This window comes from Bacillus sp. AR13-1 (assembly GCF_008042285.1).
GTDB lineage: Bacteria > Bacillota > Bacilli > Bacillales > Bacillaceae_G > Bacillus_A > Bacillus_A mycoides.
In genome coordinates this window covers 40,783-53,930 of record NZ_QNUA01000040.1, presented here as the reverse complement: position 1 = coordinate 53,930, position 13,148 = coordinate 40,783, and the positions used below count along the sequence as shown (strand labels likewise).

Annotated in this window: 10 protein-coding genes and 1 pseudogene; 5 read left to right on the top strand and 6 right to left on the bottom strand. The window is 35.0% G+C overall.

The features are described from left to right. Positions 1-97 precede the first annotated feature (97 nt). The 4 genes and pseudogenes from plsY to DN408_RS25050 all read right to left on the bottom strand — a co-directional run bounded on the left by plsY (position 98) and on the right by DN408_RS25050 (position 4,525). Positions 98-670: a glycerol-3-phosphate 1-O-acyltransferase PlsY gene (gene plsY / locus DN408_RS25065; protein ID WP_001024064.1), complete on the bottom strand. Its 573-nt coding sequence runs from the start codon at positions 668-670 to the stop codon at positions 98-100. Positions 671-777: 107 nt separating this feature from the next. Beyond that, complete coding sequence (locus DN408_RS25060) at positions 778-1,173, bottom strand: DUF6262 family protein (protein ID WP_078178583.1); 396 nt, start codon at positions 1,171-1,173, stop codon at positions 778-780. After that, a pseudogene (locus DN408_RS25055) lies at positions 1,166-3,287 on the bottom strand (tyrosine-type recombinase/integrase). Before DN408_RS25055 ends, DN408_RS25060 begins: the two are co-directional and overlap by 8 nt. A 35-nt stretch (positions 3,288-3,322) precedes the next feature. Then, on the bottom strand, positions 3,323-4,525 hold the full coding sequence (locus DN408_RS25050; RefSeq protein WP_001265875.1) for a tyrosine-type recombinase/integrase: 1,203 nt from the start codon (positions 4,523-4,525) through the stop codon (positions 3,323-3,325). Positions 4,526-5,137: 612 nt separating this feature from the next. On the opposite strand from DN408_RS25050, the gene adhP reads away from it, so the two are divergent. After that, on the top strand, positions 5,138-6,175 hold the full coding sequence (gene adhP / locus DN408_RS25045) for an alcohol dehydrogenase AdhP (RefSeq protein ID WP_002012687.1): 1,038 nt from the start codon (positions 5,138-5,140) through the stop codon (positions 6,173-6,175). A 152-nt stretch (positions 6,176-6,327) separates the two neighbouring features. Here the strand turns inward: adhP and DN408_RS25040 are convergent, their stop codons facing one another. Both DN408_RS25040 and DN408_RS25035 read right to left on the bottom strand, forming a co-directional pair. Next, positions 6,328-7,347: an ABC transporter permease gene (locus tag DN408_RS25040; RefSeq protein WP_002127221.1), complete on the bottom strand. Its 1,020-nt coding sequence runs from the start codon at positions 7,345-7,347 to the stop codon at positions 6,328-6,330. Beyond that, on the bottom strand, positions 7,344-8,246 hold the full coding sequence (locus tag DN408_RS25035; RefSeq protein ID WP_002127222.1) for an ABC transporter permease subunit: 903 nt from the start codon (positions 8,244-8,246) through the stop codon (positions 7,344-7,346). The genes DN408_RS25040 and DN408_RS25035 overlap by 4 nt, the downstream gene beginning before the upstream one ends. A 394-nt stretch (positions 8,247-8,640) precedes the next feature. On the opposite strand from DN408_RS25035, the gene gntK reads away from it, so the two are divergent. From gntK to DN408_RS25015, 4 genes are all read left to right on the top strand, one after another. Continuing rightward, positions 8,641-10,179 (top strand): gluconokinase, encoded by a 1,539-nt coding sequence (gene gntK, locus DN408_RS25030; RefSeq protein WP_044441885.1) that lies wholly within the window; start codon positions 8,641-8,643, stop codon positions 10,177-10,179. 14 nt (positions 10,180-10,193) lie between these two features. Beyond that, complete coding sequence (locus tag DN408_RS25025) at positions 10,194-11,543, top strand: GntP family permease (protein WP_078178581.1); 1,350 nt, start codon at positions 10,194-10,196, stop codon at positions 11,541-11,543. 18 nt (positions 11,544-11,561) lie between these two features. Further along, complete coding sequence (gene gnd / locus DN408_RS25020) at positions 11,562-12,458, top strand: phosphogluconate dehydrogenase (NAD(+)-dependent, decarboxylating) (protein ID WP_002127226.1); 897 nt, start codon at positions 11,562-11,564, stop codon at positions 12,456-12,458. 153 nt (positions 12,459-12,611) lie between these two features. Then, on the top strand, positions 12,612-13,148 hold the full coding sequence (locus DN408_RS25015; protein ID WP_002031805.1) for an NADPH-dependent FMN reductase: 537 nt from the start codon (positions 12,612-12,614) through the stop codon (positions 13,146-13,148).

Sequence of the window (13,148 nt, the reverse complement as noted above, 5' to 3'; positions counted from 1 at the left end):
CCACACATATTAGACATATCTAATATGTGTGGTCCTTTATTTAATTTCTTATTGAACTAACGCACTCAGTTAGCTTAACAAATAATACTCAATATTTTTAGACTATTTTGTTCTCTGTTCCATTTAGAATTCTCTTTATATTGTGTCGATGAAGAATGATTATTGATACGATTATTAGTAGAGAAAGTGCTATGATAACTTTATCTTCAAATATTAGACTATAAATAAATAATGCTATACCAGCCAACATTGAACTTAGTGATACATACTTAGTAAATAACAAAGTTAGCACAAACACAACAAAACCAACCAAAACACCTAAAGGTGACAAAAATAAAAAAACTCCAGTTGCTGTCGCAACAGCTTTTCCACCTTTAAAACTAGCAAATACAGAAAATATGTGTCCCAATATGGCTAATAAACCACATACAATAGGGTTAATCGTAGAACTAAGTATTACTGGAAGTAAACAAGCAAATGTACCTTTTAATATATCAGCAATTGCAACAATTACTCCTGCTTTTATGCCTAAAACTCTATAAGCATTAGTTGCACCAAGATTACCACTACCATAATCACGAATATCTTTCTTATAAAACATTTTACCGACTATTAAAGCAAATGAAATTGAGCCTATTAAATAACTTAAAATCAGAGTTAAAATGTTCAAAGTAGTATTATCTCCTCACTTAGTTTATTATTTTAAGTATTTCTAATTGTTGTATATTTTTTCCTGCAATCCTTCTTGCGTTAAACTGCTTGTTAGTTGAAGAAGAATTATATCCTCTTAAAGTAGTCAGTAAGCTTCTCATTTTCTTTTTCACGCAATCGCATATTTTCTTGTTCAAGAGCTTTATTCTTTTTCTCCAACTTTTCAATCCTTCTTTTAAGAGAAGCGATTACGGCGTTTTGATTATTTTCATCCCGTTTAATTCGAGAGTCTACAAATGCCTTTTCTTGTTGATTTCGTAAGAATTTAATGCGTTCTTTAAGTTCTGGGTGATTATAAAGCGTAGCTTTACTTACACCAGCTTCTTCCGCCACACTGCTAAAGTTAATTGCCTTAGAAATCTTTGCTAAGCGTTTAATAGCTTCCTCAACCTTAATTTTAGTTGTTTGCTTTCTTTTTTCGTGTAGCTGTCTTATTTGCTCTTCACGATTAAAATTATCCACGTTTAACACCTTTCCTTTTCTTGCCCTCTAGCTGTCTCTTCACACGTTCAAAACGTCCAAAAATGACATTTCCTGTTTTAATTGTTTCATAAATATTTTTGTATCTTTCTAAGTTCTTTTCATTTGCTTCGACCATATTCCTTTGAAGCTTCAATCATTTTAGTTGCACTTTCTATATGTAGTTTATATTTTTTTATATCAAAGCTTGTCATACCAACTGCTAAGTCAAAACAAGGTTTTCCATCGTTTGCTGTAAGGCAAGGGGGCTCTACTGCTAATGGACAATTACCATTAACTCGAGCACGACACGTCCCGTAAGGGTTGTCCAATACATTTAGTTTCTCGTCTTTCCACATCATATCCATAATGCCTTCCGGAATGTCCTGAGTCTCTAATACCTGATGGATTTCACCATTCAAATCAAAGCTAAAAACACCTTTTTTAACAACCTCTTCAAAAGCCTTACGCTTCGTGTCGTCTAATAAACGGGCATATCGCATTGTCATTTCGGGTGATGCGTGTGCTAATAATTCCTGAACGGTTAAAATATCAGCTCCGCCATTTAACATCTTTACTGCGTAAGTATGTCTAAACGCATGATTTTTAAAGTGGAAGATATCACCTGTTTCATCCGTGATATTCTTTTTGATTGCTAAGTCATTAAGTTTTGTTTGTACCCACCCCCGGCCAAACGGCCTTCCCTTACGGGCGCCACTATAACGGACGAAAATGTATTTATCGGGGTTATTGTCATCATTGCTGTGTTCCTCGGAATTACGGATTAAAACGGCAACTATATCGGCTAATTGTTCATCAATGGGCACTTTATGGTCTTTTACATAGGTTTTTGTAACATCTGTTTGAATCCAGTATTTACCGTTTAACTTAATCAAAGAATCTTGAGTCAAACCAAGTGTATCACCAATACGCAACCCGGTTTTATAAGCAATCCAAACGATTGGCTGAACATCTGGATGAAGTTCGTTAATGTGTGTAAACAATTGCTCCAGTACATAATCAGGAATGTAATCAATATCATCATCGGATTTCTTATCTAATTTTGGATAATCCTCGGAATAAAGTAGTCTAGAAGTGGATTTCTCAGGTGCGATACTGTATTCAAAACGTTGGGTATCCTGTAAAAAGACCTGAACACAGGTTAGATTTTCAAATATATGTCTCTTTGGATTTGCATTTTTAGATTTCAAATTATTTTTTGCATAATAATGAATGTACTCTAAATAATTCTCGATATGTTTTCTTGTAAGAGCATTTAGATTACTCCAGTTAGGTTCTAGTTGACTGATAAAATTCAGAAATTTCGTAACAGTGTTTATATAATTCATAGCTGTACTCCACGAAAATTTCTTTCCGCCTAGTAATCTAGTTTTAATATATTTTTTAAAATACTGTTTAAAAACATCGTTATGAATAGTTGTAAAATCGATATAATAATGAGTATCAGAAGCATTGTATGAGATCCCATACTTCTTATTTAGCACCCTGATATCCCATCTATCTTTTTCAAATTCTTCCCGTGTATCTGTAAGATAAAGTAATTTCTCATACATTCTTCGCAAGAAGCTTGCTTGTGGTGCTTTAATTTTATACTCGCCATACTTGAGGTTCTTTATTAATGAAGTAGTTTTCATTCCATTGTTGTCCAACCACCAAACCCACTCTTTCTCAGCTTTACCAATATTTAAATCAAGTAGGGAATGTAGTTGAGCGTATTTTTCATTTAGAAATTGAATCAAACTTTTTAAATACGTGTTGTAGGAGCCAAATATAGAGTTTAAACTTAACTCATCGTTAAAAAGGTAGCAATAGAATGCAAATTTCAACTCTTGGGATATTGTAATGCACTCAGTAGCGAACTTTAATTCTTTTCTTGGTGTCTTATATTTCTTAAAGCGTTCTTCAAAGTTAGGAATTTGACCAATATCATTCACGTTCCATATATCATTGATAATAAAATAATCATCTTTCACAAGCCTTTTTTTTACTGTTCCATCGTTGGATATTTCCTTCACCTCGTAAGAGTCGAGAGTAGAAGTGATTACGTCCCAATATTCACTTTGCGGAATTAGATGATTTGCTATATTTTTTTTCAAAGCTTTTCCTCCTACAACACTCGTCTAGTTTCAAATTAAAAAGGAAACGCTTCATCAGGGATACCTAAGGCAAAGTCGTCCTTTTGGTTACCTTTTTTTGGTCCAATTTCAAAAGCGTGAGCTGCCTTTTCCCAATCCTCTCGGATTTCATCATTAGAAGGATGAACATATAGATTAATCGTTGTTTGGACTTGCGAATGTCCCAAACGCTCTTGCACCATTTTAATGTTTTTCGTTTCGAGATAGTAAATAGTTCCGTGAGTATGACGAAATAAATGTGGGGTTATATAAATACCTGTTTTTCTCTCAATCTCTTTAAAGGTGGCATATACATCCGAATAGGTCATTGGTTCACCAGGATTCTTCCCCCAAAGCTTCACAAAAACAAAGTTATGGTCCGGGTTATAGTCATCAATCACTTCATACAAATAGTCATCATATAAGTCCATTAGTGACTGAGAAACATCTAATTCCCGGGATCCTGTTTTTAACTTACCGCCATTAGGTAAGTCCCCTCTATCTGTCAATTTGAGCTTATGTTTTCTTTGTTTGGCATCAAATTGAAAATCTTCAAGGAATAAAGAGAGAGCTTCGCCAATACGTAAACCTGTTTCAAAAAGCAAAAGAACCAGAAATCGATCTCTAATATTCGTCGTTGAATGATAGATGGTTTCAACTTGTTCTTTTGTAAATATCTTCATTTTTTCTTTGGGCTCGTTTAATTTAAGGATGTTTTTGGAGTAGGGTTTCCCCTCGTTGACGTGATGTAAAAAACTCTTGTATCCATTTCCACCGGCACCAGTAAACATCTTTTTCATTAGCTTTTCGACTATATCTGAATCGATTAGTTCGCTACGATACAAATAGTCATAAAAGTTGGTTACGGCACTGATATAGTTGTTTACTGTTTTCTCAGTTAGTTGTTTGGGCTCTTTTTCTTTATTTTGTTTTTTGGGTACTTTGTAAGGAATGACCTTGTTGTTCCTATATGGGTTTCTAAGCCAGCCCACATAGTTAGACAGAATCTCAAAATTGACTTGTTGGTAATCAATTTGTATTTGTTGTAAGTATGTAAAATAGTGTTTTAAAGCCGTACAGTAGGTCTTTAAAGTATTGCTTTTACTCTCATTGTTATAGAGATGTTTCATATACTTAGCTACTGATACAACGGGTACTCCTTCCGAATTCAGTAGAAGGTAAGCCTTTCTATTACCAATGGGTAGTTCTTGAACCCTCATTAAAACACTCTCCCGTCCTTTGTCTATCTTTAAGAGTACCTCTGATTGTTTTTTAAGGTCCTCGCACCGAGGTTTTGTCCTCCTCCCAAAACCAAACAATTCAAATTACACATCCATATTATACTGATTAAACTAAATATTCAATCTTTATTTATTTCATTCATTATGTAAATAAAAAAGGATAATCAGCCCTCATAATGGACTAACTATCCTATAAATCTTTATCTAAATTTAACAAATGAAGAGCTTTTTATATTGGCGAGTAGTCTGTTGATATACCCTCTAGATCTACTTGTTCTAAGTGTCTATAGAAGTATGCCAATTACCTATAATAATAATAATAATCTCTCATCTTTTAGACCATTCATTTTTTAAACCTCGATATTTTGCATATGAAATTTAACAAGTAGCTTGATACATCAAAATACGTATTGGGTAATAATTCAAATATTGTTCAATATTTTACAATAAGCTTATGAAATTCCATGTTATGATGAACCTGTAATGATGATTGAACACTTAAATTTGGTACAATAATTAGCCAAAATAGTGAGGACAGTAGTTGTGAGATAAACTCATTAAAACTCTAAAACACTAAAGGGGAGATCACATATGAAAGCAGTAGTAGTTAATAAAAACAGCAAAGCAAATATTGAAGTTATTGAAAAAGAATTACGTCCGTTACACTCGGGTGAAGCGCTAGTAGATGTAGAGTATTGTGGAGTTTGCCACACTGATTTACACGTTGCGAATCATGATTTTGGAAACACCGATGGCCGCATCCTTGGTCATGAGGGTGTAGGTATTGTTACTAAAATTGCTGATGATGTTACTTCACTAAAGATAGGTGACCGTGTAAGTATTGCATGGATGTTCCAATCTTGTGGACGTTGTGAATATTGCGTAACGGGGAGAGAAACATTCTGCCGTGAAGTGAAAAATGCTGGTTATTCAGTAGATGGTGGTATGGCTGAACAATGTATTGTTACAGCTGATTATGCGGTGAAGGTACCAGAAGGATTGGATCCTGCTCAAGCATCATCAATCACATGTGCGGGCGTAACTACATATAAAGCTATAAAAGTATCAGACATTAAACCTGGTCAACCTATCGTAATCTATGGTTGTGGTGGATTAGGTAACCTAGCTATTCAATATGCTAAAAACGTATTTGGTGCAAAGGTAATTGCAGTAGATATCAATGACGACAAATTAGCCTTAGCAAAAGAAGTTGGTGCTGATATGACTATCAATCCGATTTCTCAAGGTCCTGCTGATAAGATTGTGCAAGAGGAGTTTGGTGGTGCTTATGCTGCTGTAGTAACAGCAGTTTCTAAAGTAGCATTCAACTCAGCAGTTGATGCAGTACGTGCTTGCGGTAAAGTAGTTGCGGTAGGTTTACCAGTAGAAACTATGGATTTAAACATTCCACGACTTGTATTAGACGGGATTGAAGTAGTTGGTTCTCTAGTTGGTACTCGTAAGGATCTGGAGGAGGCATTTATGTTCGGCGCAGAAGGAAAAGTAGTGCCAGTTGTTCAAACGTGTTCTCTAGATAAAGTACAAAATGTATTCGAAGAAATGGAACAAGGTAGAATTCAAGGACGTATGGTAATCGATTTTAAACAGCATAATTGTGATTGTAAATAATTCATTTTAAATATAAAAAGCATGAGTCTAGCAAAGGATATGTAAAAAAGTTAGACGGCATAAAAAAGATGATCCCTCGTATTCAATAGGGATCATCTTTTTTATATTCTACTAATATCAATGCCAATTAATATTTGATTGATGAGACATGATTAAAAGTTCACTTTATTTGCAAACGAAAAAGAATCTTTATTTTTAACAAATTTTTTATGATCTGGAACGGTTTGAATTGCTACAACTTGCGAATCTCTTGCTTTCAGTGCATCTTGAATCCCGATTGTCATAAGCTTAATAAAAAGAATCGTAATAAAGAATGAAACGAGAGTATAAAAAATAATCCACCATGAAAGATGCATTTCATAACGATTTAATCCAATAAGACCTGCCCAATCATTAGATAGAGAAACAGGTTTGGGTACTCCGTCATAGAGTTCCCGCATTTGTATCCCGCCAATTACAATGTTAAGCAACGCTAAATGGATAACGAGTATGAGTGCTTGGACGATATGTTCCATGAATAACACAAATAAGCGATCAAGTAATAAGACTCGTAAATGTTTTTTGATAATATGAAAACGGCTAGCACCCAGTAATTGTGAACTTAAAATGTAATCTCGTTTCATAAATTCATCAACCTCAGAGGAGATATATAAAGAAAGTGTAGGTAGAGCGACGAAAATAAGTACGAGAACTTGATAAAACGTAAATGAAATATTTGGATCTAATCTATCAGCATTTGATGTAATTACAATATTAACGGGCGTGATGAGTATGAATGCGATAAATAGAGTTGGGATATAATAAAAAACTTCTGAGCATGCCTGGAAAAATCTCTTGAATCTTGGAGCGTATAAACTTAAGAGGATTCCTATACATGTTCCGCATAAAATTCGAAAGAAGCTAATTGCTACGGCTAATAAAATGGTGAATTTTGCTCCTTCTACAATTTGTAAGAAAACAGACTCTCCAAAACGATCAGATCCAAAAGGTGGCATTAACGATGGCGAAAAGGGGGCCTTTCCAAGTAATTCGTTATTGTCATTGTAAAGTAACTGAGGAGGTTTTGGGATGTTATCTTTAAAGAACCAACTATAAATAAAACTAGCTGAAACAAGTATGAATAGATAAGTAAACCCGATTAAAAATCGTTTTGATTTCCAAATAGATTTCATAATGCTGCTCCTTTCAATTGCTTTTGCCATCTATTCATCATGAATGAGATTATTTGAAAAATGGCATAAAACGGTAAAATAATCATAACAAGTATGATAAATGCAGCTGGAGGTGATATAAACGCCTTCTTAAATAAAAATTGAATAATGCCTTCCATATTAAAAACAAATTCTAAAATGAATAAGTTAGAAAGTAAGAAAACAAAAATCGTTTTTAAATGGTGAAAGAAGTGGATAGATATATTTTTGAATAAATGAATGCATAGTATATAACTTGATGAAAGTCCTTTTCCATATGCAACCTCTACGTAATGTTTTTCATGTTCTTCTTTTATGTATAACACCATCATCCGAAACATTTGTAATGTAGGTAAGACTGCTAAAGATAAAATAGGGAGTAAATAAGCTCGATTTTCATTAAAAGAAATAATGGTGACAGGAGATTCCCCGAATTTCTGAAGTACCCATATGAAAAATATTTGCAAACAAATCATCATCATCATATCAGGGACAGCTTCTAATATGAACACAATTCGGTTTATCCATTTTTTTATATAATCTTTTGCTAAAAAATAAAAAAATGCCATACTAGATGATAGAAAGAGTGCAAGCAAAAAGGCTATAAATAATACAGTAAATGAATATAGGTAGGGTTCTAAAACAGTTGGAAATAATGGTGTCTTTTTGAAATGACCAAATTTCGGGTCTGATCCTATAACTACTAATGATTCAGGGGAGAAAACCTGTTTTAACATAGTAACGATCTGATTAAAAAAATGAATTGGTTGAAAAGTGAATCCCTGTTGAGTGATAAATAAATAAGGTAAATTTAGTAATAGTAAGAGTGATAAAAGAATTGATGAAAGTTTTATTGTGAATTGAGATATTTTATATAACATTAAATCCCTCCGACATCTTTTTACAACATTATACAATAAAATTCATATTTTGTTTTGATTTTTCAGAAAAATATAAATACTATTAGATTTTATAGTATGGGACATATATTTACAAGGTAAAAAAGTGATAGTAGGGAGCCACGCCCTATGTCCATCAAGCTAAGAAAACGAGAACTTATATATTATTATCTTTAGGTGGAGGGGAAAGAATGTTTGATAAATTAAAAAGGTTATTTAAAAAAGATAAAGAGAATGATTAAGAAGATGAGAGGTACATTTTGGTTTGAAAAAAATTTTCTTTTCATAACTTGATTTATGAAAAAATATTTTATATACTAATTCATGTAAACGGTTTACTAGATCGTATTTTGCTAGAAACGAAGGGAAGATTCGCATGGAAACAAGGGGGAGAGTAATCGGGGTTGACATCGGTACCACAAGTACGAAAACGGTTGTATTCACTGAAAAAGGAAAAGTCGTTGCTTCACATGCAATTGATTATCCAATTATTCAACCGAAGGTCGGATGGGCTGAGCAAGATCCTGATGTAATATGTGCTGCTGTATATAAAACTGTAAGCGTTGCCATTGAAAAGGGTAATGTGTCACCGGAAGATATTTCTTCTATCGGGATTAGTACAGCGATGCATGCCTTAATTGCTGTAGATGAAAACGGTGCGCCGTTAACGCGCTCTATTATTTGGGCAGATAATAGAAGCACAAAGCAATCAGAAAAACTATTACAACAAATGAATGGTCATGACATTTATAGAAGAACTGGTACACCGATTCATCCGATGTCACCACTTTCTAAATTATTGTGGATGAAAGAAGAAGAAACGGAGTTATTCAGAACTGCTCATAAATTTATTTCCATTAAAGAGTATGTCATTTATCAATTATTTTCACGCTATGTAGTTGATTATTCTATCGCATCTGCTACAGGGTTATTTAATTTAAAAACATTAAACTGGGATGAAGATGTTTTAACTATGTTAAATATGTCACCAGAACAATTATCAACACCTGTACCAACTACATATATTTTATCGGGAATGAAGCCGGAATTAGCACAAAAGATGGGTATTAGTGAGGATACTCCAGTTGTTATTGGTGCAAGTGATGGTGTTCTTGCAAATGTAGGTGTCGGTGCAATATCACCTGGCTCAGCTGCAATTACGATCGGGACAAGTGGTGCGGTTCGAACAATTTCATCGAGTGTTAATACAGATGAAAAAGGAAGAACTTTTTGTTACGCATTAACAGATGAGCACTGGGTGATCGGCGGACCAACGAATAACGGCGGAATATTACTGAGATGGTTACGTGATGAATTTGGTAGCCCAGAGCAAGAGGTAGCAAGAAAGCTTGGAATTGATCCTTATGATTTATTAATTAAGTATGCAGAAAGTGTACCAGCTGGAGCAGATGGATTACTATTTTTACCGTTTCTATCTGGAGAACGTGCACCCTACTGGAATGCAAATGCTCGAGGTACATTCTTCGGGATAAACCTTCAGCATAAACGTGAACATTTCATACGAGCAGTTATGGAAGGTGTTTGTATGAGTGTGTATTCAGTAGCACTTGCCATTCGAGATTGTACAGGGCCACTTACTGAAATACGTGTTTCAGGAGGCTTTGCGAAATCTGCATTTTGGAGACAAATGTTATCTGACATGATGGGGAAAGAATTGCTTGTTCCAGAAAGTCATGAAGCATCTGCGCTTGGGGCAGCAGCACTTGCTTTGTATGCAATTGGGAAAATCGATTCTCTTGAAGAGGTGAAGGATTGGATTGATATTGTCCATCACCATGTACCGAATAAAGAAAATACGGCTTTATATTTAGAGATGTTTTATATGTATGAACGACTTTACAATCGTTTGAAAGAAGAATTTGATTGTATAGCTGCTTTCCAACGTAAACAATAGGGGGATTGGGAGAAATGGTAGTTGGGATCGTACTAGCGGCTGTTGTTATATTACTTTTACTAATTACGGTAGTAAAATGGCATCCATTTGTCGCGTTAATTTTAACAGCAATCGGAGTTGGGCTAGCAATGGGGATGCCCTTAATTGGAACTTCACCACAACATCCGGGGATTATCGATTCTATTAAATTAGGTCTTGGTAATACGTTAGGGTTTTTAGCGATTGTTTTAGCTTTAGGAACAATGCTTGGAAAAATGATGGCTGAGTCTGGCGGTGCTGAACGAATTGCAAACACATTAATTGGACGTTTTGGGAAAAAGCGTGTTCACTGGGCAATGATGTTCGTTGCATTTTTAGTAGGGATTCCGGTTTTTTTCCAAGTTGGATTTGTACTATTAATTCCGTTAGTATTTACAATTGCGTTAGAAACAGGGGTATCACTTATTACAATCGGAATTCCGCTAGTAGCAGGTCTTTCGGTTGTACACGGACTTGTTCCACCGCATCCAGCAGCAATGGCAGCGGTAGGTATATTTAAAGCAGATGTAGGGAAGACAATTTTATATGCATTAATTGTCGGACTTCCAACTGCAATAATTTCAGGTCCGCTTTATGGGAAATGGATCGGTGCTCGTATACATAAAGAAGTACCATTAGATATAGCGGAGCAATTTATTGAAAGAGATAAGAAGAAGGAACTTCCTAGTTTCGGAAATACATTGTTTACTATTTTACTTCCAGTATTTCTTATGCTTGGTGCGTCCATTGCGGAAGTAGCGTTAAGCAAAACGAGTCAACTTGCACAAGTATTGCACTTTATTGGAGATCCAATAGTCGCATTATTAATTGCAACGATATATTCTTTCTTTAGTCTTGGCTATGCAAAAGGATTTTCTAAAGACAAAGTCTTACAATTTACAAACGATTGCTTAGGTCCGATTGCAAACATACTGTTAGTTATCGGTGCAGGGGGCGCATTTAATAAAGTGTTATTAGATTCTGGGATCGGAACTACAATTGCGGAGATGGCGAAAGAATCGCATATTTCACCGATATTATTAGGTTGGGGAATTGCTGCACTTATCCGAGTTGCAACGGGATCGGCTACTGTTTCTATGATGACAGCAGCTGGAATTGTAGCACCGATTGCAGCGAGTACACCAGGAGTAAATGTAGAGTTACTGGCACTTGCAACAGGAGCAGGGTCATTAATTTTATCGCATGTAAATGATTCAGGATTTTGGATGATTAAAGAGTATTTCGGAATGACTGTGAAAGAAACATTATTAACATGGACTGCAATGGAGACAATATTATCTGTTGTAGCACTTGGGCTAATTTCGTTATTAAATATATTTGTATAGAATGGGAGATTGATTAATATGAAACTAGGTTTAATTGGATTAGGAAAAATGGGATTCCCATTAGCTGAACACTTACATGAAGACAAGCATGAAGTAGTTGTATACGATGTAAATAATGAGCTTGTTGAAAAGGCAGGGGAATTAGGGATTACTGCCCGTCATACGTTAAAAGAAATGATTGCTGAGCTAGAAGCACCTCGTACAATTTGGGTAATGGTACCTGCAGGAGAAGTTGTCGAGTCAGTACTAAAAGATGTATATCCATTATTAGAGGAAGGCGATATCGTTATTGAAGGCGGAAATTCATTCTATAAGGATACGTTACGCCGTGCTGAAGAAGCGAAAAGCTTTGGTTTACATTATGTAGATATCGGTACATCAGGCGGTGTGGAAGGAGCTAGATACGGTGCTTGCTTAATGGTTGGTGGAGAAAAAGAAATTTATGATCAACTAGAACCTTTATTTAAAGATTTAGCAGTAGAAAATGGTTATTCATATGCAGGCCGCGTCGGTAGTGGGCATTTCTTAAAAATGGTTCATAACGGTATTGAATACGGAATGATGCAAGCAATCGCTGAAGGATTTGAAGTACTAGATAAAAGTGATTTTGATTTCAATTATGAAGATGTTGCAAAAGTATGGGCGAACGGATCAGTTATCCGTGGTTGGTTAATGGACTTAACTGAAAAAGCATTTGCAGATGATCCAAAACTTGATGGCATTAAAGGTGTAATGAACTCTTCAGGAGAAGGGAAATGGACTGTTGAAACTGCGCTTGAATTACAAGCAGCGGCACCAGTTATCGCTATGTCATTATTTATGCGCTACCGTTCACAAGAAGATGATACATTCCACGGAAAAGTGGTTTCTGCACTTCGTAATCAATTCGGTGGACATGAGGTTGTGAAAAAATAGGAAATATTAGTTTTGTGAAACTCATACGAAAGTATGAGTTTTTTTTATTTCTCATACTATTTAATGAAAGTTTTTCCCTCTTTTTACTGTGTTTTGTATAGAAATTTCTGATAATATATAAATGTAACTTGAAAACAAAGGGGAGAAATAATTATGAAACTAGTCGTTATTAACGGTACACCAAGAAAGTTCGGTAGAACTCGCGTTGTGGCAAAATATATTGCAGAGCAATTTGAAGGGGAGTTATACGATTTAGCAGTAGCGGAATTGCCTTTATATAATGGAGAAGAATCACAACGTGAATTAGAGGCAGTAAAAAAATTAAAAGCTTTAGTGAAAGCTGCGGATGGAGTAGTACTATGTACACCGGAATATCATAATGCGATGAGTGGAGCGCTGAAAAATTCGTTAGATTACTTAAGTAGCAGTGAATTCATCCATAAGCCTGTCGCATTACTAGCAGTTGCTGGAGGAGGTAAAGGGGGAATAAACGCATTAAATAGTATGCGCACTGTCGCTAGAGGCGTTTACGCAAACGCAATTCCAAAACAAGTCGTGCTTGATGGATTACATGTGCAAGATAGTGAACTTGGAGAAGATGCAAAACCATTAATTCATGATTTAGTTAAAGAATTAAAAGCATATATGAGCGTATATAAAGAGGTGAAAAAACAATTAGGAGTTGAGTGA

What these genes read in the sequence shown, in the direction of transcription:
- DN408_RS25050 (WP_001265875.1), bottom strand. Translation starts at nt 4,525, where the DNA reads ATGAGGGTTCAAGAACTACCCATTGGTAATAGAAAGGCTTACCTTCTA.
- adhP (WP_002012687.1), top strand. Translation starts at nt 5,138, where the DNA reads ATGAAAGCAGTAGTAGTTAATAAAAACAGCAAAGCAAATATTGAAGTT.
- DN408_RS25040 (WP_002127221.1), bottom strand. Translation starts at nt 7,347, where the DNA reads ATGAAATCTATTTGGAAATCAAAACGATTTTTAATCGGGTTTACTTAT.
- DN408_RS25035 (WP_002127222.1), bottom strand. Translation starts at nt 8,246, where the DNA reads ATGTTATATAAAATATCTCAATTCACAATAAAACTTTCATCAATTCTT.
- gntK (WP_044441885.1), top strand. Translation starts at nt 8,641, where the DNA reads ATGGAAACAAGGGGGAGAGTAATCGGGGTTGACATCGGTACCACAAGT.
- DN408_RS25025 (WP_078178581.1), top strand. Translation starts at nt 10,194, where the DNA reads ATGGTAGTTGGGATCGTACTAGCGGCTGTTGTTATATTACTTTTACTA.
- gnd (WP_002127226.1), top strand. Translation starts at nt 11,562, where the DNA reads ATGAAACTAGGTTTAATTGGATTAGGAAAAATGGGATTCCCATTAGCT.
- DN408_RS25015 (WP_002031805.1), top strand. Translation starts at nt 12,612, where the DNA reads ATGAAACTAGTCGTTATTAACGGTACACCAAGAAAGTTCGGTAGAACT.